A 22248-nucleotide genomic window follows, 5' to 3' on the forward strand; every position below is an offset into this window, starting at 1 on the left:
GGCGGAATCAGGGTTGCCGGGGCAGGATCAGCCCGCCACCGCGGCACGGCGCCGGCGGCGCGTGGCCGGTTCGGGCGGATCCAGCAGTGTGGTCCAGTAGACGATCTTCAGTTCGCCTTCCATGGTCTCGACCAGCGCCGACAGGCTCTCGACCCAGTCGCCGTCATTGCAGTAGAGCTGGCCGTTGACCTCGCGGATCTCGGCCTTGTGGATGTGGCCGCAGACCACGCCGTCGCAGCCGCGCCGGCGCGCTTCGTCGACCATCGCGGTCTCGAAGGCGCTGATGTAGTTGACCGCGTTCTTGACCTGGTGCTTCAGGAACTGCGACAGCGACCAGTACGGGAAGCCCAGTCGCGCACGTAGCCGGTTGAAGTGCCGGTTCAGCGCCAGGATCATCGTGTACAGCGAATCGCCCAGGTAGGCGAGCCAGCGCGCGTGCTGCACCACGCCGTCGAACAGGTCGCCGTGCACCACCCACAGCCGGCGTCCGGTGGCGGTGACATGCACCGCCTCTTCGCGCACGGTGATGTCGCCGAACGCCATGCCGTCGAACTGGCGCGCGGCTTCGTCGTGGTTGCCGGGCACGTAGATCACCTCGGTGCCCTTGCGCGCCTTGCGCAGCAGCTTCTGCACCACATCGTTGTGGCTTTGCGGCCAGTACCAGCCGCGGCGCAGCTGCCAGCCGTCGATGATGTCGCCGACCAGGTAGAGCTGGTCGGATTCGTTGTGCTTGAGGAAGTCGAGCAGGTAGGTGGCCTGGCAGCCAGGCGTGCCCAGGTGGATGTCGGACAGCCAGATGGCGCGGTAACGGTGGACCGGGTGCGGCTCCGGCGGATAGGTGTCCGGCTGCTCGCGCAGCGGCGCGAGTGCGGCGCCGTCAAGGCCTGGCGGCAGGAAGGCGGTGAGCGGCGCGGCTTCCCAGCCGGTGTCGGCACCGCGGCGCAGCCGTTGCTTCAGTTGCGCGGCCTTCGACAGGTATCCGCGGGCGGATCGGAGTGCTTGCACCATGGCAGTCCCGGTAGCGGCGATGGCTGCATTCAGCCAGCGCGCGATGACGGCGCCGTGACGGAAACATGACTGACTTGTGAAGCGTGGGAAACCGTGGCGTAGGCGGGACAGCAGCGATGCCGTCGGTGTCGGCTAGCGTCCGCGTGCCGACAGCTCCTGCAGTGCATCCAGCACCGCCTGGATCGCCGCCGGATGCCGCAGCAGCGAGACATGGCCGATGCCTGACAGCGCGATATGTCCCGCGCCGTCGAGCCAGCCGGTGCAGGGCGGCCCGGCGATCGAGTCGTGCCAGCTGAACACCGAGACCATGCGCGCGCGCAGGCGCGGGCTTTCCGCGCCGGCAAGCGCGCGCAGCCAGGGGCTGCCGCAGCGCATCTGCCTGGCGTTATGCCCGCCGCCGAAGCGCGCCAGCGCGCTGCCATGGTGCGGAGTGCCGAGGGTCACGATGCCGGCGCAGGCGTCCTCGTCGCCAGCCAGCTGCAGCGCCGCGCGCGCCACCAGTCCGCCCATGCTGTGGCACACCAGCAGCGGCGCCCGGCCGTATGCCGCGGCCATGCGCCGCATCGCGGCGAGCAGCGCGTGGGAGTAGTCGTCGATATCGCCGAAGACCGGCAGCAGGTCGATGCCTTCGCAGCGGTAGCCTGCCGCCGCCAGCGCCGGCTGCAGGTCGAGCCAGATCGCCTGCCCGCAGGCGTACCCGTGGACCAGCAGCACCGGCGGTGCGTCGCGGCCGGGCAGGGCGTCAGCGGGCGGGGCAAAGGGGGCGCGGGCGCGGAACGGCTGCAGCCAGTCGAACATGCGCAGCACGGCGCGGATCTCGTTCAGGTAGCACCGCAACGCTTCAGGCACGCGCAAGGGACGGCGCGTCGCGACCAGTTCCTGTGGCGGTGCGGGCGGGCGCTGGCCCGCCGCCACCCATAGTCCGCGCTCGGTAAAGGCAAAGGCGATGGCGATGCTGGCTGCGAAGGCGCCGAGGATCACCGCCACGCCGGCGGCGATCGCGCCCGGCCACGGCCATCCCGCCAGCCGTACCAGCGCGGCGCCGGTGCCCAGCGCCGCGGCCGCCTGCGCGGTCACCGCCAGGCGGCGGATGCCGGCGGCGTTGAGCGTCATGCCTTGGGCGTGCGCAAATCCGCGAGCCGTGTACCGGCGAGGCGGTCGTGCAGGAACTGGCGGCGCGGGTCGAGCCAGGCCAGCAGGATCCAGATCAGCAGGCCGGCGCACAGCACGCCGACGAACGGGCCCTTGACCAGTCCCAGCAGATGCCCGACCGCCGCCGACGGCGGCAGCCACAGCCACGCCAGCACGTAGCGCAGCGCTGCCTGCGGCCAGCGCGGTGGCACGCCGGCGGCGTTCTCGACACGGATGCGCCAGGTCTGCATGGCCAGGGTCTGGCCGTTGCGCTGCCAGAACCAGGTGAAATACAGGCCCATCACCACGAAGCTCCATAGCTGGATCGTCAGCGGACCGTCCAGGCCGAGACGCTGCAGCAGCGGCCGCAGCAGCAGGAAGAGGGCAGTAGAAGCGCTCAGCACGCCGAACAGCAGGACGCCTTCGTACAGCATGCAGGCAAAGCGGCGGCGCAGAGGCGGGGCCACCGGTGCGGGAGCTGCGGCGGGCTTTGGGTCGAGGGTGGTGGCAGCGGGCATGTCAGGCGAAAGAGGGCGGCGCAAGCAAGCGAAACGCAACGCGAGCAAGACAGCCATTATGCCAAAGGGCATGGCGGCCACCCGTCCAACAGGCGACTACTGGCGCGCCGTGCCTTCGGAGGCCGCCGCGGCCTCGGTGGCAGGTTCCGGAGCGGCCGGGGCAGTGCTGGTGGCCGCCGGTGGCGTGGCTGCGGGTGTCGTCGCGGGTGTGGGCACGGTGGCGGACACTGCGGCCGGCGCGGATGACGCTGCCGCCGTGGCCGGCGCTACTGCTGCCGACGCGGCCTGGACTTCGCTGGCCGGCTTGCCGGCGGCGCCACCGGCGCCACCGGCTTTGGGCTCGTGCCGGACCGCGTGGCTGGTGCTGCCCGGCAGGCGCTTGGTGCTCGGCAGCGCGCTGACGGCACCGGGCCGGCTGGGCACGCGCTCGGCGGCGGCCAGCTTCTTCTTCTGCTCTTCCGGGAGGGCCTGGTACTTGTCCCACGCCTCGGCCTTTTTCTCGGCCGGCAGCGCGCGGGTGATCTGGTAGTTCTCGCGCGCCAGCCGCCGCTGCTGCGGCGTCATCTTGACCCATTCGTCCATGCGCGTCTGCAGCCGGGCCTGTTCCGCCGGCGAGAACTTCGGGTAGCGCTCGGCAATGCGCAGCCACTTGCGGCGATTCAGTTCGGGCAGGGTGTCCCAGAGTGGCTGCAGCGGCGCCAGGATGCGCTGGTTGACCGGGCTCAGCTCGGACCACGCAGGGCGTGCGCTTGCTGCCGCGCTGGCGCCGGAGGCGGCTTGCGCGTGCGCGGCGGCCGGCAGCAGGCACCAGCCAGTGGCGGCGCCGGACATGGCCAGCAGCAGCGCGGCCAGCCGGCGGCGCAGGGCGTCGGGGCGGGACAGTGCAGGCGCCATGCTATTGCCCGCGTTTCAGGAAGACGTGGAAGCCCTCGTCGGCGTAGGCCGTGGGCGGCAGGTCGTCGAGCAGCATGGCCGCATCGACATCGGCCAGTTCTTCCACGCGCTTCTGTTGCTGCCAGTGGTAGATACCCATCAGGCCGGCGGCCAGCGCCACCAGCGTCCAGATCAGGCCCAGGCGGCGCAGCCAGGCACCAGCGCGGTGCAGCGGCGAGGTCTCGTCATCGAATATCGGGACATGCGGTCCCGGCATGGCGAATTGCGGCACCGGCACGGTTGCTTCAGCCTTCTTGCGCGCGAGCGCAATCCGGCGCGCGGCGGCGAGCCGTTCGGTGATGTCGGCCGGCAATGCCTCCGCACTGGCATCCAGTGCCGTGCGGATCTCATGGGTGAACCGGCGTTCGCGGATATCTCTCTCGTTTATGCTCATAGTCGAACCCCCCGTGCGCGCAGGGCTTGCGCCAGAGTATGCGTGGCACGGGAACAGTGCGTCTTGACGCTGCCCTCGGAGCAACCCATCACGGCTGCGGTTTCGGCAACGTCCATATCTTCCCAGTAACGCATCAGGAATGCCTCGCGTTGACGCGCCGGCAGGCGCTGGATCTCCTGCTCGATGATGTGCATCACCTGAGCGCGTTCGACCTGGTCGGCACTGCTTTCCGCCGATGCCGAGCCGGCCTGCGCCTCCAGCGTTTCCAGCAAGTCGTTGTCGTCGCCCCCGTCGCGGTCGTCGCGCAGGCTGGAAAACAGCGTCACCCACGTGTTGCGCACCTTCTGGCGGCGGAACCAGTCGTGGATGGTGTTCTGCAGGATGCGCTGGAACAGCGGCGGGAGTTCGCCGGCACCTTTGTCGCCATATTTCTCGGCCAGCTTGATCATGGCGTCCTGCACGATATCCAGCGCCGCCTCGTCGTCGCGGACCGCGAACACGGCCTGCTTGAAGGCGCGGCGTTCGACGCTGGCAAGAAAATCGGTCAGTTCCTGGTCGGTGGCCATTCAGGCGGAGTGCGGCTTGGTGTGCGGCTTGCTGTGGAGCCTGTTGCGTCGATCGATTGCCCGGTCCTTGCGAATGTGCTGCGTACGACCCGTGGCACACGCAAGGTGCTGCGATGCTAGCAAAAAAACCCGCGGATGTACCATTTTGTATTGAGGGAAATACATTGGCTGACTGCTAAAGCGCCTGCTAAAGCAGCCAGCGGCCCGGTAAAACCCTGAGCGGCGCGGGGTGAAACAACCATAGACCGCGCTGGTGCATTGCAGTATCATCGAAGGTTCACACGACATCAGTGGTTGTCTCATCCGGCCGCTTATGAGGCGGTCTTCCATGCAGACGCGCACCGCTTGAACCCGAGCCACAAGTTCGGCAGAGAGCATCCAAACAATTTTTTGCCGAAAATTGCAAAGGACTGAAATGAACATGCCCAGCGCGGAATTCTCCCACGCAGACAGCAATTCATCTGCCGCACCCGAAATGATCGGGGCGGAAATTCTCGTTCACGCACTTGCCGAAGAAGGCGTCGAGTACGTCTGGGGCTATCCCGGCGGCGCAGTGCTGTATATCTACGACGAGCTCCACAAGCAAACCAAGTTCGAGCACATCCTGGTGCGCCACGAGCAGGCCGCGGTTCATGCCGCAGACGGCTACGCACGCGCAACGGGCAAGGTGGGTGTCGCCCTGGTGACCTCTGGTCCCGGCGTGACCAATGCTGTCACCGGCATTGCCACCGCGTACCTCGACTCGATCCCGATGGTAGTGATCACCGGCAACGTGCCGACCCACGCCATTGGCCAGGACGCCTTCCAGGAGTGCGACACCGTCGGCATCACCCGCCCGATCGTCAAGCACAACTTCCTGGTGAAGGACGTGCGCGACCTCGCCGCGACCATCAAGAAGGCGTTCTTCATCGCCTCGACCGGCCGTCCGGGCCCGGTGGTGGTGGACATTCCCAAGGATGTTTCCCGCAATTCCTGCAAGTACGAGTACCCCAAGTCGATCGACATGCGCTCGTACAACCCGGTGAACAAGGGACACTCGGGCCAGATCCGCAAGGCGGTGGCGCTGCTGCAGGGCGCCGAGCGCCCGTACATCTACTCCGGCGGCGGCGTGGTGCTGGCCAATGCCAGCGACGAGTTGCGCCAGCTGGCCGCGATGACCGGCCACCCGGTGACCAACACGCTGATGGGCCTGGGCGCGTTCCCCGGCACCAGCAAGCAGTTCGTCGGCATGCTCGGCATGCACGGCACGTATGAAGCCAACATGGCCATGCAGAACTGCGACGTGCTGATCGCCATCGGCGCCCGCTTCGACGACCGCGTGATCGGCAACCCGTCGCACTTCACCTCGCAGGCGCGCAAGATTATCCATATCGATATCGACCCGTCGTCGATCTCGAAGCGCGTCAAGGTGGACATCCCCATCGTCGGCAACGTCAAGGACGTGCTGCAGGAACTGATCGCCCAGCTCAAGGCCAGCGACGTCAAGCCCAAGCGCGAGGCCCTGGCCAAGTGGTGGGAGCAGATCGAGCAATGGCGCTCGGTCGACTGCCTGAAGTACGACCGCAGCTCCGAGATCATCAAGCCGCAGTACGTGGTGGAAAAGATCTGGGAACTGACCCACGGCGATGCCTTCATCTGCTCCGATGTCGGCCAGCACCAGATGTGGGCCGCGCAGTTCTACAAGTTCAACGAGCCGCGCCGCTGGATCAACTCGGGTGGCCTGGGCACGATGGGCGTGGGGCTGCCGTACGCGATGGGCATCAAGAAGGCATTCCCGGAGAAGGAAGTCGTCACCATCACCGGTGAAGGCTCGATCCAGATGTGCATCCAGGAACTGTCGACCTGCCTGCAGTACGACACCCCGGTGAAGATCTGCTCGCTCAACAACGGCTACCTCGGCATGGTGCGCCAGTGGCAGGAGATCGAGTACGACAACCGCTACTCGCACTCCTACATGGACGCGCTGCCCGACTTCGTCAAGCTGGCCGAGGCCTACGGGCATATCGGCATGCGCGTCGAGAAGACGTCCGACGTCGAGCCGGCGCTGCGCGAGGCGTTCCGCCTGAAGGACCGTACCGTGTTCCTGGACTTCCAGACCGATCCCACCGAAAACGTCTGGCCGATGGTCCAGGCGGGCAAGGGCATTTCCGAAATGCTGCTCGGCGCGGAGGACCTGTAATGCGACACATCATTTCGGTCCTGCTGGAAAACGAAGCCGGTGCGCTGTCGCGCGTGGTGGGCCTGTTCTCGGCCCGCGGCTACAACATCGAGACGCTGACTGTGGCGCCGACGGAGGATTCCTCGCTGTCGCGCATGACCATCGTCACCACCGGCTCGGATGACGTGATCGAGCAGATCACCAAGCACCTGAACCGCCTGGTCGAAGTGGTCAAGGTGGTCGACCTGACCGAAGGCGCGCACATCGAGCGCGAGCTCATGCTCGTCAAGGTGCGCGCGGTCGGCAAGGAGCGCGAAGAAATGAAGCGCACCGCCGACATCTTCCGCGGCCGCATCATCGATGTCACCGAGAAGACCTACACCATCGAGCTGACCGGCAACGGCGTCAAGCTCGATGCGTTCCTGGACGCGATCGACCGCACCGCCATCCTGGAGACCGTCCGTACCGGCGGCTCGGGCATTGGCCGCGGCGAGCGCATCCTGAAGGTCTGATCCAACGCCGCTCGCACAGCCAGTCGCACAGGTTCAAGCAGTATCCCCGGGCGGCGCGATCCGTGCGCACACAATGCACACGAGGATGCCGCCCCCCTCATATAAAAGACAGAGATTGAAGGATTTATCATGAAAGTGTTTTACGACAAGGACGCCGACCTCTCGCTGATCAAGGGCAAGAACGTCACCATCATCGGTTATGGCTCGCAGGGCCACGCCCACGCGCTGAACCTGAAGGATTCGGGCGTCAACGTGACGGTCGGCCTGCGCAAGAGCGGCGCGTCGTGGAACAAGGCCGCCAACGCCGGCCTGCAAGTCAAGGAAGTGGCCGAGGCCGTCAAGGGTGCCGACGTGGTCATGATCCTGCTGCCGGACGAGCAGATCGCCGACGTGTACAAGAACGAAGTGCACGACAACATCAAGGAAGGCGCCGCGCTGGCCTTCGCCCACGGCTTCAACGTGCACTACGGTGCCGTGATCCCGCGTGCCGACCTGGACGTGATCATGATCGCGCCGAAGGCCCCGGGCCACACCGTGCGCGCCACGTACACGCAAGGTGGCGGCGTGCCGCACCTGATCGCCGTGCACCAGAACAAGTCCGGCGCCGCCCGTGACATCGCCCTGTCGTACGCCACCGCCAACGGCGGCGGCCGTGCCGGCATCATCGAGACCAACTTCCGCGAAGAGACCGAAACCGACCTGTTCGGCGAGCAGGCCGTGCTGTGCGGCGGTACCGTCGAGCTGATCAAGGCTGGCTTCGAGACCCTGGTGGAAGCCGGCTACGCGCCGGAAATGGCCTACTTCGAGTGCCTGCACGAACTGAAGCTGATTGTCGACCTGATCTACGAAGGCGGCATCGCCAACATGAACTACTCGATCTCCAACAACGCGGAATATGGTGAATACGTCACTGGTCCGCGCGTGGTGACCGAAGAGACCAAGAAGGCGATGAAGCAGTGCCTGACCGACATCCAGACCGGCGAGTACGCCAAGAGCTTCCTGCTGGAGAACAAGGCCGGCGCCCCGACCCTGATCTCGCGCCGCCGCCTGAACGCCGAGCACGAGATCGAAGTGGTGGGTGAGAAGCTGCGCGCGATGATGCCGTGGATCGCCAAGAACAAGATGGTCGACCAGTCGAAGAACTGATCTGTAGCGCTGCCTGATGGCCCGCGCCGCACGGCGGCGGGCCGAAGCCGTTCAGCGTTCCGTGCCATGCCCTTCTATCATCGGAAGGGGATTGCCGGGACCTGAACGGCTTTTTGTTATCCTTGTCGAACTTTTTCGGGCAAGGCGTGCGCCTGATGCTGCTCCGCAACATGGGCCGGCAAGCGCCGCTGCAGCGGATATCGCCGCCGCCGCACCGCCTCCGCCCTGGTTTTGACTCCACCGAAACTCGTACTGCATGAACTATCCTCATCCGCTGATCGCCCGTGAAGGCTGGCCGTTCCTGGCCGGCGCCTTTGTCATTTCACTGCTGGTGCACGCCAGCGCGGGCTTCTGGTGGGCGCTGCCGCTGTGGATCATCACGGTGTTCGTGCTGCAGTTCTTCCGCGATCCGCCGCGCCCGATCCCGTCGGCGCCCAACGCGGTGCTGGCACCGGCCGACGGCCGCATCGTCGTGGTCGAAAAGGCCATGGATCCGTACGCTAACCGCGAGGCGCTGAAGATCAGCGTCTTCATGAACGTCTTCAACGTGCACTCGAACCGCGTGTCGGTCGATGGCGCGGTTGAAAAGGTCGAATATTTCCCGGGCAAGTTCGTCAACGCCGACCTGGACAAGGCCTCGACCGAGAACGAGCGCAATGCCGTGATCATCCGCCGTGCAACCGACGGCCAGGTGGTCACGCTGGTGCAGGTGGCCGGCCTGGTGGCGCGACGTATCCTGTGCTACACCAAGGTGGGCGACAAGCTCTCGCGAGGCCAGCGCTACGGCTTTATCCGCTTTGGCTCCCGCGTCGATGTCTACCTGCCGCTCGACGCGCGTCCGCGCGTGACCATTGGCGAGAAGGTGTCGGCGTCGTCGACCATCCTCGCCGAACTCGACGTGAAGTGAGCGAAGGCCTGACCAGGACCACAGGACGACAGGAGGACTGCGATGGTTGCCTTCAATCGACGTAACAAGCGGGTCAGCAGCGGCAACGTGACGCATCTGCGCCCGTTCCGCCATAACCAGTTGCGCGGTGCCGAGGACTATGACGACGATGCCGCGGACGACCACGACATCGCCTACGAGCGCCAGCGGCCGCGCCGCCGCGGCATCTACCTGCTGCCCAACGCGTTCACCACCGCGGCGCTGTTCGCCGGCTTCTTCGCCATCGTGCAGGCGATGAACATGCGCTTCGACGTGGCCGCCATCGCGATCTTCGCGGCCATGGTGCTCGATGGCATGGACGGCCGCGTGGCGCGCATCACCAATACGCAGAGCGCGTTCGGCGAGCAGTATGACTCGCTGTCGGACATGACCTCGTTCGGCGTCGCGCCGGCGCTGGTGATGTACGAATGGATCCTGCATGACCTCGGCAAGTGGGGCTGGATCGCGGCCTTTGTCTACTGCACCTGCGCGGCGCTGCGGCTGGCACGCTTCAACGCCAATATCGGCGTGGTCGACAAGCGTTTCTTCCAGGGCCTGCCCAGCCCGGCCGCCGCAGCGCTGGTGGCGGGCTTTGTCTGGCTGGTGATCGACAACAAGCTGCCGGTCAAGGAGCTGTGGATGCCGTGGGTGGCGTTCGGCATCACGCTGTACGCGGGGCTGTCGATGGTGTCCAACGCGCCGTTCTACAGCGGCAAGGCGCTGGACGTGCGTTACCGCGTGCCGTTCGGCATGATGGTGCTGGTCCTGGTGCTGTTCGTGGTGGTGTCGACCGATCCGCCGGTGGCGCTGTTCGGGCTGTTCGTTGCCTACGCGATCTCGGGTTACGTGCTGTGGGGCTGGCGTGCCATCCATGGGCAGCCCGGCGGAATCCGCAAGGTGCGCGAAAGCGGCAATGGCGGAAACGGCGGCAACGATTGAGTGTTGCGGGCAGGGAAGGGCGCTACGGCGCCCTTCGTGCTTTCCCGGTTTCACAATTGTTTTTACGCCGCGGCCACTGGCCGTGGCACTCTGCAGTGTTTTCCACTTACCGTCAGGAGGATGTCATGGGCATGTTCGACTTCATCAAGGAAGCGGGGGAAAAGCTGTTCGGCACCGGCGAGGCCAAGGCGGCGCAGCAGGCCGCGGCGGCAGATGCATCGGCCGAAAAGGTAGATGCCGCCAACCGTGCCGCGGGCGATGCGATCGAGGCATACATCAAGAAGATGGGACTGGATGCCACCGGGCTGATGGTGCAGGTGGATGGCTCGCAGGGGCTGGTGACGGTGTTCGGCGTGGCGCCCGACCAGGCCACGCGCGAGAAGATCATCCTGTGCGCAGGCAACGTCGAAGGGGTGGACAAGGTTGAGGACAAGATGTCGGTCAACGTCGAGTCGTCCGAATCGCAGTGGCATACCGTGGTGAAGGGCGACACGCTGTGGGCAATCGCTCAGGCCGCCTACGGCAACGGCGCCGAGTACAACAAGATCTTCGAGGCCAACAAGCCGATGCTGTCGCATCCCGACAAGATCTACCCGGGCCAGAAGCTGCGCATCCCGCCCAAGGGCTGATGCCCGCGGCAACGCGAAGGCGCGTTCGGCAAAAACCCTGTATTGCACGGGCGCGCCAAACCGGCTATAGTCGGTCCCATGATTTCGCGCCAAGTCCTAATCGCCCGCACCACCCTAGGTGGCCTACTAGGCCATCAGGTCGGGACGCGCGCGCGCTGAGGACAACGCAACCCTTAGCACGGAATCCGTAAGGAACACCAACGCCCCGGCCTGCTTGTGCACGCCGGGGCGTTTTGCATTCCACAGCCGTGGAGCGCGGAACAGGCGGTAAGCCCCGGACACAGCATGCCGGGGACAGCACACCAGAAAGCTACACAGGAGCTCCACAAAATGTCTGACAAACTCATCATTTTCGACACCACCTTGCGTGACGGCGAGCAGTCGCCCGGCGCTTCCATGACCCGCGAGGAAAAGATCCGCATCGCGCGCCAGCTGGAACGCCTGAGGGTCGATGTGATCGAGGCCGGCTTTGCGGCCAGCTCCAACGGTGACTTCGAAGCGATCCGCTCGATCGCCCAGGTGGTCAAGGACTCGACCATCTGCTCGCTGGCCCGCGCCAACGACAAGGACATCGCCCGCGCTGCCGAGGCGCTCAAGCCTGCGAATTCGTTCCGCATCCACACCTTTATCGCGACGTCCGCGCTGCACATGGAGAAGAAGCTGCGCATGACGCCTGACCAGGTGTACGAGCAGGCGCGCCTGGCGGTGCGCTTTGCGCGCCAGTTCACCGACGATATCGAGTTCTCGCCCGAAGACGGCAGCCGCTCGGACATGGACTTCCTGTGCCGCGTGCTCGAAGGCGTGATCGCCGAGGGCGCGACCACCATCAACCTGCCGGACACCGTGGGCTATGCCGTGCCCGAGGGCTACGCTGAGCTGATCCGCTCGGTGCGCGAGCGCATCCCCAACTCGGACAAGGCGATCTGGTCGGTGCACTGCCATAACGACCTCGGCATGGCCGTGGCCAACTCGCTGGCAGCGGTCAAGCTGGGCGGTGCGCGCCAGGTCGAGTGCACCATCAACGGCCTTGGCGAACGCGCCGGCAATACCAGCCTGGAAGAGGTAGTGATGGCGGTGAAGACCCGTCGCGACTACTTCGACATGGACGTCGGCGTGGATACCACGCAGATCGTGCCGGCCTCCAAGCTGGTGTCGCAGATCACCGGTTTCGTGGTGCAGCCGAACAAGGCCGTGGTCGGCGCCAATGCCTTCGCGCATGCGTCGGGCATCCACCAGGATGGCGTGCTCAAGGCGCGCGACACCTACGAGATCATGCGAGCGGAGGACGTGGGCTGGTCCGCCAACAAGATCGTGCTGGGCAAGCTGTCGGGCCGCAACGCCTTCAAGCAGCGCCTGCAGGAACTCGGCATCGAGCTGGACAGCGAGAGCGAAGTCAACGCCGCCTTCACGCGCTTCAAGGAGCTGGCCGACCAGAAGGCCGAGATCTTTGATGAAGACATCATGGCGATCGTCTCGAACGAGGCCCAGCACGACGCCAACGAGCACTTCCGCTTCATCTCGCTGTCGCAGCGCTCCGAGACGGGCGAGCGCCCGCATGCGCGCGTGGTGTTCAGCATGGATGGCAAGGAGCAGAGTGGCGAAGGCGAGGGCAACGGCCCGGTGGATGCCACGCTGCATGCGATCGAGTCGCGCGTGTCCAGCGGCGCCGAGATGGTGCTGTATTCGGTGAACGCGATCACCGGCGGTACCGAGGCCCAGGGCGAAGTGACCGTGCGCCTGTCCAAGGCCGGCCGCATCGTCAACGGCGTGGGTACCGACCCGGATATCGTCGCCGCTTCGGCCAAGGCCTACCTGGCCGCGCTGAACAAGCTGCACGACAAGGCCGTGCAAAAGATCAATCCGCAGATCTGACCAAGGCTTCTGCGTTAGACGGCGGACGGCTTACCCGGCCTGAGCGTACGGACCAAGCCCGCCATTCCCGACCCGGGGATGGCGGGCTTTTTCCTGAGCGTCTACCATCGGCGGAATCTTTCATCGGGGTCGTAGAGCGGGTCGGGCGTGATCTGCGTGCGGCGCAGCACGCCGGCATCGTCGAAATAGAAGTGGAACAGCGACGGCCATACGTCTTCATGGCGGAAGCGGTAGGACCAGACCTCATTGCGCATCCGCGGAAAATACTCGACCGGCAGGCGGGTCACGCCGAAATGCTCGGCGACGTCCTCGCGGGTCCAGGTGCCGACCTGCGCCTTGTACAGCTCCAGCGTCGACAGCATGTTGCGGAAGCTGGTCAGGTTGCCGTTGCGGTCGAACTCGGCGCCATAGGCGTACTGGCCCATTGGCTGCTGGGAATAGATCCAGCGCGAAGTGCCGTCGGGCAGGTTGTAGATATCGGTGGGCGGCCCGAACATCGCCTGGACCGCCGCCTTGGGCTGGCCGACCAGCTTGGTGCCTTCCTGGACCGGCATCAGTGTGCTGCACGCGCAGAGCAGGGCGGCAGCAAGCGCCAGGGAGAGCCGGCGGGCGCTGCCGGCGATTGCAGGGTTCATGACGGCCTCGGTCAATGCTTTGTTGATATCGAAAGTGTAGTCCCGCGCCTGCCCTTGGGTGCCCTTGGCGCTGCTTTCTGCCGCTACTTCGCCCAATGTGACGGGATCCGCGCCAAATCCCGGCGAATGCTGCGCAGGCGGCCGTCATTTGCGCCCGACCGGCGTGCTGCCGTACCATCCACCGCTTTCCGGGAGAGACTATGCAGGGTATGGCGCGGTGGCGGAGTTGGCTGGGCGGCGTGTTGCTGGTGGTGGCGGCGGGTGCGTCGGCAGGTGCGTCCGCTCAGGAGCCGATCCGGCTGGGGATGATCGACGGCCTTTCCGGCCCGTTTGCCAACGCGGGCGAGGCAGTGGCGCGCAACCTGCGCCTGGCGATCGAGCGCGTCAATGCCCGCGGCGGCGTCAAGACTGCCGACGGCGCGCGGCCCTTCGAGCTGGTGACGTTCGACAGCAAGGGCAACGTCGACGAAAGCCTGATCCAGTTGCGCGCCCTGACTGACCGGCGTATTCCGTTCGTCCTGCAGGGCAACAGTTCGGCCGTGGCCGGGGCACTGATCTCGGCCATCAACCGCCACAATGCGCGCCAGCCCGATGCGCGCGTGCTGTTCCTGAACTATTCGGCGGTCGATCCTAGCCTGACCAACGAGAACTGCAGCTTCTGGCATTTCCGCTTCGACGCCAGCGCCGACATGCGCATGCAGGCGCTGACAGAGGTGATCCGGCAGGACCAGTCCGTGCGCAAGGTCTACCTGATCGACCAGGACTACAGCTTCGGCCACCAGGTGGCGCGTTCGGCACGCGAGATGCTGGCCGCGCGTCGCCCCGACGTCCAGATCGTTGGCGACGAGTTCCATCCGATCGGCAAGATCAAGGATTTTGCCCCCTATATCGCCAAGATCAAGGCGAGTGGCGCGGACGCCGTCATCACTGGCAACTGGGGCAACGACCTGACGCTGATGGTCAAGGCTGCGCGCGAGGGTGGGTTGCAGGCCAAGTTCTACACCTTCTACGGCAATGGCCTGGGCGCGCCCGCGGCAATGGGTGATGCCGGCGTCGGCCGTGTGCTGGCCGTGGCCGAATGGCACCCGAACGTGGGCGGCGCTGCCTCGGACGCGTTTTACCAGCAGTTCCGCGCGCGTTACCCGGAGCCGAAGGATGATTACGTGCATCTGCGCATGCAGATGATGGTGGAAATGCTGGCACGCGCGATCGAGAAGGCGGGCTCAACCGACGCGGTGAAGGTGGCGCGGGCGCTGGAGAACATGCGGTACGTCAACGACTTCCACGAGGCCACCATCCGCGCCGAGGACCACCAGGTACTGCAGCCGCTCTATGTTTCGGTGATGGAAAAGCAGGGCGGTGCGGTGCGGTTCGACAACGAGGGCTCGGGCTACGGCTTCCGCACGGTGCGCAAGCTGAAGACGGCGCAAACCACGTTGCCGACCACGTGCCGGATGGAGCGCCCCTGAGCGCAGGAGCGCCGCGAAGGCGCCGCGGTTCTCCCTGCGGCCCTTTTCGGCTATAATGTGCGGCTGTCGTCGATCGGCCTCGCGCCGTATCGCGGCAATCCCCGTGACACGACGCAAGCGGCGCATCCCGCGCTGTAGCGTTCGCAAGTGAAAGGAAATCATCATGGCAGTCGCCGATATCAACAAGTCCGAAGTCATCAAGCAGTTCGCCCGTGGCGCCAACGACACCGGCAGCCCCGAAGTGCAAGTGGCCCTGCTGACCACCCGCATCAACGAACTGACCCCGCACTTCAAGGCCAACATGAAGGATCACCACAGCCGCCGCGGCCTGCTGCGCATGGTGAGCCGCCGCCGCCGCCTGCTGGACTACCTCAAGTCCAACGACGCCGACCGCTACCGCGCCCTGATCGAAAAGCTGGGCCTGCGCAAGTAAGCTTGCGCAAGAGGTTGCGTACGATGGCAGCGCGATTCCTGGGTTTGCACGGTTTCGCGTGAGGCCTGGATGCCTGCTTCAGCATTGCTGGGGCAGGCATTTTGCATTTCTGGTCGGGTGATTACGCCCCTGCCGGCAATGCAGCAGGTTGATGGAGTGATTTTCGCTTCACTGCTTCCGGCGAGGACTCCGATTCGCCGGAACCCCGTTGCGGCAAGGCGCGCAACGGAGTAAGTTGTTCTTTTTTTTGGGTTTAGTATCCGGACCGGCCAAGGAAACAGGGCTTTGTGTCATTCCAGCGCGGCATCGGCAACAGTGCCGCGCTGGAATGGCATAGCACTTCCCTGCGACTGCAGCTGTCTCCGGCAGTTAGCCTGCGGCTGAGAACGCAGGCGTGGCACGCTGCGCAATGATTGCGGCGTGCCCGCAAGACAAGGAATGCACATGTCCATGTTCAACAAGATCGTCAAGGAATTCCAATGGGGCCAGCACACGGTCCGCATGGAAACTGGCGAAATCGCCCGCCAGGCCGGCGGTGCCGTGCTGGTCGATGTGGAAGACACCGTAGTGCTGGCGACCGTGGTCGCCGCCAAGAACCCGAAGCCGGGCCAGGACTTCTTCCCGCTGACCGTCGACTACATCGAGAAGACCTATGCGGCCGGCAAGATCCCCGGCGGCTTCTTCAAGCGTGAAGGCCGTCCGTCGGAAAACGAGACGCTGACCTCGCGCCTGATCGACCGTCCGCTGCGTCCGCTGTTCCCGGAAGGCTTCTACAACGAAGTCCAGGTCGTGGTGCACGTGATTTCGCTGAACCCGGAAGTGCCCGCCGACATCCCCGCGCTGATCGGCGCGTCGGCCGCGCTGGCCGTGTCGGGCATCCCGTTCAGCGGCCCGGTGGGCGCCGCGCGCGTGGGCTACAAGGACGGCCAGTACCTGCTGAACCCGACCCGCCCGCAGATCGCCGCTTCGGACCTGGACCTGATCGTCGCCGGCACCGAGCGCGCCGTGCTGATGGTGGAATCGGAAGCCAACCAGCTGTCCGAAGACGTGATGCTGGGCGCCGTGGTCTATGGCCACGAGCAGATGCAGATCGCCATCAACGCCATCCATGAACTGGTGCGCGAAGGCGGCAAGGCCGAGTGGGACTGGACCGCGGCTGCCAAGAACGAGCCGCTGATCGCCAAGGTCACCGAAGTCGCGCAGCCGCTGCTGCAGGAAGCCTATCAGCTGCGCCAGAAGTCGGCCCGCAGCCAGAAGCTGAAGGAAGTGTCGCTCAAGGTGGCCGCCGCGCTGGCAGACGCCGGTGTGGAAGCCGACAAGGTGGAAGTCGGCAACATCATGTTCGACCTGGAAGCCAAGATCGTGCGCGGCCAGATCCTGAACGGCGAGCCGCGCATCGATGGCCGCGACACCCGCACCGTGCGCCCGATCGAGATCCGTTCGTCGGTGCTGCCGCGCGCGCACGGCTCGGCGCTGTTCACCCGCGGCGAGACGCAGGCACTGGTGGTGGCCACGCTGGGCACCAAGAGCGACGAGCAGATCATCGACGCGCTCGCCGGCGAGTACCGCGACCGCTTCATGCTCCACTACAACATGCCCCCGTTCGCCACCGGTGAAACCGGCCGCGTGGGCAGCCCGAAGCGCCGCGAAATCGGCCACGGCCGCCTGGCCAAGCGCGCACTGATCCCGGTGCTGCCGAAGGACGATGAATTCGCCTACACCATCCGCCTGGTTTCGGAAATCACCGAATCCAACGGTTCGTCGTCGATGGCTTCGGTCTGCGGCGGCTGCCTGGCACTGATGGACGCCGGCGTTCCGGTCAAGGCGCACGTGGCCGGCGTGGCCATGGGCCTGATCCTGGAAGGCAACAAGTTTGCCGTGCTGACCGACATCCTGGGCGATGAAGATCACCTGGGTGACATGGACTTCAAGGTTGCGGGTACCGACAACGGCATTACCGCGCTGCAGATGGACATCAAGGTCCAGGGCATCACCAAGGAGATCATGCAGGTCGCGCTGGCGCAGGCCAAGGAAGGCCGCCTGCATATCCTGTCGAACATGCAGGGAGCGATGGGCCACGCCCGCACCGAGCTGTCGGAGCACGCGCCGCGCATGATCACCATGAAGATCCATCCGGACAAGATCCGCGAAGTGATCGGCAAGGGCGGTTCGACCATCCAGGCGCTGACCAAGGAAACCGGTACCACCATCGACATCCAGGAAGACGGCACCATCACCATCGCCTCGACCTCGACCGAAGGCATGGCCGAAGCCAAGCGCCGCATCGAAGGCATCACCGCCGAAGCCGAAGTGGGCAAGATCTACAACGGCACCGTGCTGAAGCTGCTGGACTTCGGCGCCATCGTCAACATCCTGCCGGGCAAGGATGGCCTGCTGCACATCTCGGAAATCGTCAACGAGCGTGTGAAGGACATCAAGGACTGGCTGAAGGAAGGCCAGCAGGTCCGCGTCAAGCTGATCCAGGCCGACGAGAAGGGCCGGCTGCGCCTGTCGCTGAAGGCCGCGCTGGCCGAAGAGGGCGGCAGCATCAGCCCGATCAACGCTGGCGAAGGTGCTGCCCCGGCAGCGCCGGCCGGCGGCTCGGAGCAGCAGCAGTAAGCGGGGCAGTACTGTCCCATAGGTGCCGCCGCAAGGCGGCGCCGCGAAGAAACGGCCGGGCAATGCCCGGCCGTTTTTTTGTTTACACTGCGGCAACCCATCGAGCGAAGGCTCACACCGAGCAAAGACAAGGAGCAGAGAAGCATGCAAGCCATCGAGATCCGCGAATACGGCGCCCCCGAAGTCCTCCAGCTGACCGAGCGGCCCGATCCGGTGCCCGCCGCGGGCGAGGTGCTGATCCGCGTGGCAGCCGCCGGCGTGAACCGCCCGGACGTGTTCCAGCGCACCGGCAACTATCCGGTGCCGCCCGGTGCGTCGGACCTGCCCGGCCTGGAAGTGGCGGGCGTGGTGGTCGGCGGTGACCTGTCTCATGCGGACAACCGCTTCGGCCTCAAGGTGGGCGATCGCGTTTGCGCGCTGGTGCAGGGCGGTGGCTACGCGCAGCTGTGCACCGCGCCGCTGGCGCAGGTATTGCCAGCCCCTGATGGCCTCAGCGATATCGAAGCCGCCGCGCTGCCGGAAACCTTCTTTACGGTGTGGAGCAATGTATTCGACCGCGGCTACCTGGGCCAGGGCCCGCGTGGCAAGGACGAAACGCTGCTGATCCAGGGCGGCTCCAGCGGCATCGGCACCACCGCGATCCAGATCGCCAAGGCGCTGGGCTTCAAGGTGTTCGTCACCGCCGGCACCGATGAAAAGTGCAAGGCGTGCGAGGACCTGGGCGCCGATCGCGCGATCAACTACAAGACGCAGGACTTCGTTGCCGAGGTGGCGGCGCTGACCGGCGGCAAGGGCGCCGACGTGATCCTCGACATGGTCGCCGGTCCGTACCTGGCACGCGAGTTGAAGTGCATCGCCGACGACGGCCGTATCGTCATCATCGCGCTGCTCGGTGGTGCCAAGGCCGAGATCCCGCTCGGCGATATCCTGCGCCGCCGCATCACCGTGACCGGCTCGACGCTGCGGCCGCGTCCGGCATCGTTCAAGGGCAAGATCGCAGCCGCGCTGCATGAGCAGGTGTGGCCGCTGCTGGCCGCCGGCAAGATCAAGCCGGTGATCCACCAGGTGTTCCCGGCCGCGCAGGCCGCCGACGCGCACCGCCTGATGGAGTCGAGCGAGCACATTGGCAAGATCGTGCTGACCTGGTGAGGCCGCGCGCCGTGCGCTGGCGCTGAAACCACGCAACGAAATGCCGCCGCCCGCCGTTGTCGGGCGGCGGTAGCGTCCCGCCCCTGCCACACGCTACAATAGCGGGTTTGATTTTGGAGGGGCACTTCGTGAGACAAAAGCTCGTCATCGGCAATTGGAAGATGCATGGCAGCCTGGCTGCGAACGCGGCGCTGCTGGAGGGAATCAAGGCCGGCGTGGCGCGTGCGTCGCTGGCGGTGTGCGCACCGTTCCCCTATCTTGCACAATGCCAGGCGGTGCTGAACGGCTCGCAAGTGACCTGGGGTGCGCAAGACGTCTCGGCGGAGGCGCGCGGTGCCTTCACGGGCGAAGTGGCCGCCTCCATGCTGGGTGAGTTTGGCTGCACTTATGCATTGGTTGGCCACTCGGAGCGCCGCACCTACCATGGCGAGACCGACCAGGTCGTCGCCGCCAAGGCGCTGCGCGCACTGGAGTTCGGTATCGTCCCGGTGGTCTGCGTCGGCGAAACGCTGGCCGAGCGCGAGGCCGGTCAGACCGAGGCCGTCGTTGGCCGCCAGCTGCAGGCAGTGCTGGACGCGCTGTCGGTGGAGCAGTTGAGCCGCGTGGTGCTGGCCTATGAGCCGGTTTGGGCGATCGGCACCGGCAAGACCGCGACCAACGCACAGGCGCAGGCCGTGCATGCCTTCCTGCGCGGCAAGGTGGCGGCGCGCGACGCGGGCGTGGCCGAGCGCATGGCCATCCTCTACGGCGGCAGCGTCAAGCCGGACAATGCGGCCGAATTGTTTTCCATGGCCGATATCGACGGGGGCCTGATTGGCGGCGCCTCGCTGAAATCGGAAGATTTTCTCGCGATCGGCAACGCCTGAATGCCGGCCGTTCCGATCGTTCCCATCGTTCCGGTCGGGCAGTAACCAGGCAAGTAACGCTTATTTAAATCAAATGGCAATCTTCAAGACTTTGTTGGTGGTGTTGCAGGTGCTGTCGGCCCTGGGCGTGATTGGCCTGGTGCTGATCCAGCATGGCAAGGGCGCCGATGTGGGCGCGGCATTCGGCTCGGGCGCCTCGGGCAGCCTGTTCGGTGCCACCGGCTCGGCAAACTTCCTGTCGCGTACCACCGCCGTGCTGGCCACGCTGTTCTTCGTGTCCACGCTGGCGCTGACGTTGCTGGGCAACTACAAGCCCGCTGCATCGCTGGGCGTGATGGGCGCCGCCCCGGCTTCGGCACCGGCCACGGCAGGCGCATCGGCTCCGGCCGCTGCCCCGGCCGCCGCTGCTGGCGCTTCGGCGCCCGCAGGTCCCGCTGTACCGAAATAATCCGATTGCCTTGCGGCGGATTCCTGAGTTTTTTTGCAGTTGTGCGTTGAACAAAGCAAGAAATTTAGGTTAGAATGCAAGGCTTGAAACGATTCCCCAGCGATGGGTCTTGAGCGAAGGCGAAACGCCCCAGCGAGAGTCCTGAAGGGCCTGAAAACCCGGCGCCAGGCAATATTGTTTCTCCCCCAGCCGACGTGGTGAAATTGGTAGACACGCTATCTTGAGGGGGTAGTGGCGAAAGCTGTGCGAGTTCGAGTCTCGCCGTCGGCACCAAACAACTTGATCGGAGTCCCTGGCCGGGCAATGCACCCGAGCGTGGGACTCCGGCAGTCCGCAAGGCGGCGCGCCATGATTCTCGTGGCTTAGCGCCTGGGGTGGGCAACAGGACGCCGCTTCAGCTGGTGCTGTTGACAACATTCCAGATAAGGCTGGCCGTACCTTGAATCTCGAAGCCTACTTCCCCGTTCTCATCTTCATCATCTTCGGTGTCGTGCTCGGCGTGGCACTGATGTCGATTGGTCGGATCCTCGGTCCGAACAAGCCCGATCCCGCGAAGCTGTCGCCGTACGAGTGCGGCTTCGAAGCGTTCGAGGATGCGCGCATGAAGTTCGACGTGCGCTACTACCTCATCGCCATCCTTTTTATCCTGTTCGATCTCGAAACCGCCTTCCTGTTTCCGTGGGGTGTTGCCCTGAGGGATATCGGCTGGCCGGGATTCATCGCCATGGGCGTGTTTCTGCTGGAATTCATCGTGGGCTTCGTCTACATCTGGAAAAAGGGCGCGCTCGATTGGGAGTGATGTGAAATGGCAATCGAAGGCGTTCTCAACGAAGGCTTTGTCACGACTACTGCTGACAAGCTGATCAATTGGACCCGCACCGGGTCGCTGTGGCCGATGACTTTCGGCCTGGCCTGCTGTGCCGTGGAAATGATGCATGCCGGCGCGGCGCGCTATGACCTGGACCGCTTCGGCGTGGTGTTCCGCCCGTCGCCGCGCCAGTCGGACGTGATGATCGTGGCCGGCACGCTGTGCAACAAGATGGCCCCCGCGCTGCGCAAGGTCTACGACCAGATGGCGGAACCGCGCTGGGTGATCTCGATGGGCTCGTGCGCCAACGGCGGCGGCTACTACCACTATTCGTACTCGGTGGTGCGTGGTTGCGACCGGATCGTGCCGGTGGATATCTACGTGCCGGGCTGCCCGCCGACGGCCGAAGCGCTGATCTACGGCGTGATCCAGCTGCAGAACAAGATCAAGCGTACCAACACCATCGCGCGCAAGGGCTGAAATGGCGAAGCTCGACATCCTGAAGGCCGCGCTCGAGAAGGCTCTCGGCAAGCGCGTGCAGAAACTGATCGAGGCGACCGGCGAACTGACGCTGATCGTCAAGGCCGACGACTACCTGGAAGCCGCCCGCATCCTGCGCGACGATCCCTCGCTGCGCTTCGAGCAGCTGATCGACCTGTGCGGCGTGGACTATTCCGACTTCGGCGACGGCGCCTGGGACGGCCCGCGCTTTGCCGCCGTGTCGCACCTGCTGTCGGTGACCCACAACTGGCGCGTGCGCCTGCGCGTGTTCGCCCCGGAGGACGATTTCCCGGTGGTGGCCAGCCTGATCGACGTCTGGAACTCGGTGAACTGGTTCGAGCGCGAAGCGTTCGATTTCTACGGCATCGTGTTCGACGGCCACCCGGACCTGCGCCGCATCCTGACCGACTACGGTTTCGTCGGCCATCCGTTCCGCAAGGATTTCCCGGTCTCCGGCTACGTCGAGATGCGCTACGACCCCGAACAGAAGCGGGTCATCTACCAGCCGGTCACGATCGAGCCGCGCGAAGTCACGCCGCGCGTGATCCGCGAGGACAAGTACGGCGGTTTGGAGCACTGAGAACGCGCC

23 protein-coding genes and 1 tRNA gene are annotated in these 22248 nt (G+C 65.4%); 17 read left to right on the forward strand and 7 right to left on the reverse strand.

The features are described from left to right. Positions 1–27: 27 nt before the first annotated feature. The 6 genes from LPA45_RS04660 to LPA45_RS04685 all read right to left on the reverse strand — a co-directional run bounded on the left by LPA45_RS04660 (position 28) and on the right by LPA45_RS04685 (position 4550). Positions 28–1008, reverse strand: a complete 981-nt coding sequence (locus tag LPA45_RS04660) for a UDP-2,3-diacylglucosamine diphosphatase (protein ID WP_116317511.1) — start codon at positions 1006–1008, stop codon at positions 28–30. Positions 1009–1140: 132 nt separating this feature from the next. Then, positions 1141–2121, reverse strand: a complete 981-nt coding sequence (locus LPA45_RS04665) for an alpha/beta fold hydrolase (RefSeq protein WP_116317512.1) — start codon at positions 2119–2121, stop codon at positions 1141–1143. After that, entirely contained in the window at positions 2118–2657 is a 540-nt protein-coding gene (locus tag LPA45_RS04670) for an RDD family protein (RefSeq protein WP_116317513.1), read from the reverse strand. Before LPA45_RS04670 ends, LPA45_RS04665 begins: the two co-directional genes overlap by 4 nt. A 96-nt stretch (positions 2658–2753) precedes the next feature. Beyond that, complete coding sequence (locus LPA45_RS04675; RefSeq protein WP_116317514.1) at positions 2754–3551, reverse strand: DUF3106 domain-containing protein; 798 nt, start codon at positions 3549–3551, stop codon at positions 2754–2756. A 1-nt stretch (position 3552) separates the two neighbouring features. Next, positions 3553–3984, reverse strand: coding sequence for a DUF3619 family protein (locus LPA45_RS04680; protein WP_116317515.1), 432 nt, complete (start codon positions 3982–3984; stop codon positions 3553–3555). Beyond that, the gene (locus LPA45_RS04685; protein ID WP_116317516.1) at positions 3981–4550 is read right to left on the reverse strand and encodes an RNA polymerase sigma factor; all 570 of its coding nucleotides are present in this window, start codon (positions 4548–4550) and stop codon (positions 3981–3983) included. The genes LPA45_RS04680 and LPA45_RS04685 overlap by 4 nt, the downstream gene beginning before the upstream one ends. Positions 4551–4965: 415 nt before the next feature. Here LPA45_RS04685 and LPA45_RS04690 point away from each other — a divergent pair, with 415 nt between their 5' ends. The 7 genes from LPA45_RS04690 to LPA45_RS04720 all read left to right on the forward strand — a co-directional run bounded on the left by LPA45_RS04690 (position 4966) and on the right by LPA45_RS04720 (position 12731). Then, on the forward strand, positions 4966–6729 hold the full coding sequence (locus LPA45_RS04690) for an acetolactate synthase 3 catalytic subunit (protein WP_116317517.1): 1764 nt from the start codon (positions 4966–4968) through the stop codon (positions 6727–6729). After that, entirely contained in the window at positions 6729–7220 is a 492-nt protein-coding gene (ilvN, locus tag LPA45_RS04695; protein ID WP_012352317.1) for an acetolactate synthase small subunit, read from the forward strand. Before LPA45_RS04690 ends, ilvN begins: the two co-directional genes overlap by 1 nt. Before the next feature lie 129 nt (positions 7221–7349). Then, a complete protein-coding gene (ilvC, locus tag LPA45_RS04700; protein WP_116317518.1) occupies positions 7350–8366 on the forward strand; it encodes a ketol-acid reductoisomerase in 1017 nt (338 codons plus the stop codon). Between the two features lie 256 nt (positions 8367–8622). Further along, positions 8623–9273, forward strand: coding sequence for a phosphatidylserine decarboxylase (locus LPA45_RS04705; RefSeq protein ID WP_116317519.1), 651 nt, complete (start codon positions 8623–8625; stop codon positions 9271–9273). 42 nt (positions 9274–9315) lie between these two features. Further along, entirely contained in the window at positions 9316–10230 is a 915-nt protein-coding gene (gene pssA, locus LPA45_RS04710; RefSeq protein ID WP_116317520.1) for a CDP-diacylglycerol--serine O-phosphatidyltransferase, read from the forward strand. Positions 10231–10355: 125 nt separating this feature from the next. Next, the gene (gene lysM, locus LPA45_RS04715) at positions 10356–10859 is read left to right on the forward strand and encodes a peptidoglycan-binding protein LysM (RefSeq protein WP_116317521.1); all 504 of its coding nucleotides are present in this window, start codon (positions 10356–10358) and stop codon (positions 10857–10859) included. Positions 10860–11189: 330 nt separating this feature from the next. After that, the gene (locus tag LPA45_RS04720) at positions 11190–12731 is read left to right on the forward strand and encodes a 2-isopropylmalate synthase (RefSeq protein WP_116317522.1); all 1542 of its coding nucleotides are present in this window, start codon (positions 11190–11192) and stop codon (positions 12729–12731) included. Positions 12732–12832: 101 nt separating this feature from the next. Here LPA45_RS04720 and LPA45_RS04725 read toward each other — a convergent pair whose 3' ends face one another. Then, positions 12833–13366 carry a hypothetical protein gene (locus LPA45_RS04725; protein ID WP_116317854.1) on the reverse strand — a complete coding sequence of 178 codons (534 nt, stop codon included), beginning with the start codon at positions 13364–13366 and terminating at the stop codon, positions 12833–12835. Between the two features lie 200 nt (positions 13367–13566). Here LPA45_RS04725 and LPA45_RS04730 point away from each other — a divergent pair, with 200 nt between their 5' ends. The 10 genes from LPA45_RS04730 to LPA45_RS04775 all read left to right on the forward strand — a co-directional run bounded on the left by LPA45_RS04730 (position 13567) and on the right by LPA45_RS04775 (position 22239). After that, the gene (locus LPA45_RS04730; protein ID WP_116317523.1) at positions 13567–14835 is read left to right on the forward strand and encodes a branched-chain amino acid ABC transporter substrate-binding protein; all 1269 of its coding nucleotides are present in this window, start codon (positions 13567–13569) and stop codon (positions 14833–14835) included. Between the two features lie 163 nt (positions 14836–14998). Next, positions 14999–15268, forward strand: a complete 270-nt coding sequence (gene rpsO / locus LPA45_RS04735; RefSeq protein WP_010809136.1) for a 30S ribosomal protein S15 — start codon at positions 14999–15001, stop codon at positions 15266–15268. A gap of 444 nt (positions 15269–15712) precedes the next feature. Beyond that, a complete protein-coding gene (gene pnp, locus LPA45_RS04740; protein ID WP_116317524.1) occupies positions 15713–17887 on the forward strand; it encodes a polyribonucleotide nucleotidyltransferase in 2175 nt (724 codons plus the stop codon). Positions 17888–18031: 144 nt separating this feature from the next. After that, the gene (locus LPA45_RS04745; protein ID WP_116317525.1) at positions 18032–19036 is read left to right on the forward strand and encodes an NAD(P)H-quinone oxidoreductase; all 1005 of its coding nucleotides are present in this window, start codon (positions 18032–18034) and stop codon (positions 19034–19036) included. A gap of 161 nt (positions 19037–19197) precedes the next feature. Then, positions 19198–19902: a triose-phosphate isomerase gene (gene tpiA / locus LPA45_RS04750; protein WP_233527979.1), complete on the forward strand. Its 705-nt coding sequence runs from the start codon at positions 19198–19200 to the stop codon at positions 19900–19902. A gap of 73 nt (positions 19903–19975) precedes the next feature. Next, complete coding sequence (secG, locus tag LPA45_RS04755) at positions 19976–20350, forward strand: preprotein translocase subunit SecG (protein WP_029044771.1); 375 nt, start codon at positions 19976–19978, stop codon at positions 20348–20350. A gap of 188 nt (positions 20351–20538) precedes the next feature. After that, a tRNA-Leu gene (locus LPA45_RS04760) sits at positions 20539–20623 on the forward strand. 166 nt (positions 20624–20789) lie between these two features. After that, on the forward strand, positions 20790–21149 hold the full coding sequence (locus LPA45_RS04765; RefSeq protein ID WP_010809131.1) for an NADH-quinone oxidoreductase subunit A: 360 nt from the start codon (positions 20790–20792) through the stop codon (positions 21147–21149). Positions 21150–21155: 6 nt separating this feature from the next. Beyond that, positions 21156–21638: an NADH-quinone oxidoreductase subunit B family protein gene (locus LPA45_RS04770; protein ID WP_011297145.1), complete on the forward strand. Its 483-nt coding sequence runs from the start codon at positions 21156–21158 to the stop codon at positions 21636–21638. Position 21639: 1 nt separating this feature from the next. Beyond that, positions 21640–22239: an NADH-quinone oxidoreductase subunit C gene (locus LPA45_RS04775; RefSeq protein WP_116317527.1), complete on the forward strand. Its 600-nt coding sequence runs from the start codon at positions 21640–21642 to the stop codon at positions 22237–22239. Positions 22240–22248: the final 9 nt, after the last annotated feature.

The sequence above is a fragment of the Cupriavidus sp. Agwp_2 genome, assembly GCF_040784895.1.
GTDB lineage: Bacteria > Pseudomonadota > Gammaproteobacteria > Burkholderiales > Burkholderiaceae > Cupriavidus.

What these genes read in the sequence shown, in the direction of transcription:
- LPA45_RS04665 (WP_116317512.1), bottom strand. Translation starts at nt 2,121, where the DNA reads ATGACGCTCAACGCCGCCGGCATCCGCCGCCTGGCGGTGACCGCGCAG.
- LPA45_RS04725 (WP_116317854.1), bottom strand. Translation starts at nt 13,366, where the DNA reads ATGAACCCTGCAATCGCCGGCAGCGCCCGCCGGCTCTCCCTGGCGCTT.
- pssA (WP_116317520.1), top strand. Translation starts at nt 9,316, where the DNA reads ATGGTTGCCTTCAATCGACGTAACAAGCGGGTCAGCAGCGGCAACGTG.
- pnp (WP_116317524.1), top strand. Translation starts at nt 15,713, where the DNA reads ATGTCCATGTTCAACAAGATCGTCAAGGAATTCCAATGGGGCCAGCAC.
- LPA45_RS04705 (WP_116317519.1), top strand. Translation starts at nt 8,623, where the DNA reads ATGAACTATCCTCATCCGCTGATCGCCCGTGAAGGCTGGCCGTTCCTG.
- LPA45_RS04675 (WP_116317514.1), bottom strand. Translation starts at nt 3,551, where the DNA reads ATGGCGCCTGCACTGTCCCGCCCCGACGCCCTGCGCCGCCGGCTGGCC.
- LPA45_RS04730 (WP_116317523.1), top strand. Translation starts at nt 13,567, where the DNA reads ATGCAGGGTATGGCGCGGTGGCGGAGTTGGCTGGGCGGCGTGTTGCTG.
- LPA45_RS04720 (WP_116317522.1), top strand. Translation starts at nt 11,190, where the DNA reads ATGTCTGACAAACTCATCATTTTCGACACCACCTTGCGTGACGGCGAG.
- rpsO (WP_010809136.1), top strand. Translation starts at nt 14,999, where the DNA reads ATGGCAGTCGCCGATATCAACAAGTCCGAAGTCATCAAGCAGTTCGCC.
- LPA45_RS04770 (WP_011297145.1), top strand. Translation starts at nt 21,156, where the DNA reads ATGGCAATCGAAGGCGTTCTCAACGAAGGCTTTGTCACGACTACTGCT.
- LPA45_RS04775 (WP_116317527.1), top strand. Translation starts at nt 21,640, where the DNA reads ATGGCGAAGCTCGACATCCTGAAGGCCGCGCTCGAGAAGGCTCTCGGC.
- LPA45_RS04680 (WP_116317515.1), bottom strand. Translation starts at nt 3,984, where the DNA reads ATGAGCATAAACGAGAGAGATATCCGCGAACGCCGGTTCACCCATGAG.
- LPA45_RS04690 (WP_116317517.1), top strand. Translation starts at nt 4,966, where the DNA reads ATGAACATGCCCAGCGCGGAATTCTCCCACGCAGACAGCAATTCATCT.
- lysM (WP_116317521.1), top strand. Translation starts at nt 10,356, where the DNA reads ATGGGCATGTTCGACTTCATCAAGGAAGCGGGGGAAAAGCTGTTCGGC.
- ilvC (WP_116317518.1), top strand. Translation starts at nt 7,350, where the DNA reads ATGAAAGTGTTTTACGACAAGGACGCCGACCTCTCGCTGATCAAGGGC.
- LPA45_RS04670 (WP_116317513.1), bottom strand. Translation starts at nt 2,657, where the DNA reads ATGCCCGCTGCCACCACCCTCGACCCAAAGCCCGCCGCAGCTCCCGCA.
- secG (WP_029044771.1), top strand. Translation starts at nt 19,976, where the DNA reads ATGGCAATCTTCAAGACTTTGTTGGTGGTGTTGCAGGTGCTGTCGGCC.
- ilvN (WP_012352317.1), top strand. Translation starts at nt 6,729, where the DNA reads ATGCGACACATCATTTCGGTCCTGCTGGAAAACGAAGCCGGTGCGCTG.
- tpiA (WP_233527979.1), top strand. Translation starts at nt 19,198, where the DNA reads ATGCATGGCAGCCTGGCTGCGAACGCGGCGCTGCTGGAGGGAATCAAG.
- LPA45_RS04685 (WP_116317516.1), bottom strand. Translation starts at nt 4,550, where the DNA reads ATGGCCACCGACCAGGAACTGACCGATTTTCTTGCCAGCGTCGAACGC.
- LPA45_RS04660 (WP_116317511.1), bottom strand. Translation starts at nt 1,008, where the DNA reads ATGGTGCAAGCACTCCGATCCGCCCGCGGATACCTGTCGAAGGCCGCG.
- LPA45_RS04745 (WP_116317525.1), top strand. Translation starts at nt 18,032, where the DNA reads ATGCAAGCCATCGAGATCCGCGAATACGGCGCCCCCGAAGTCCTCCAG.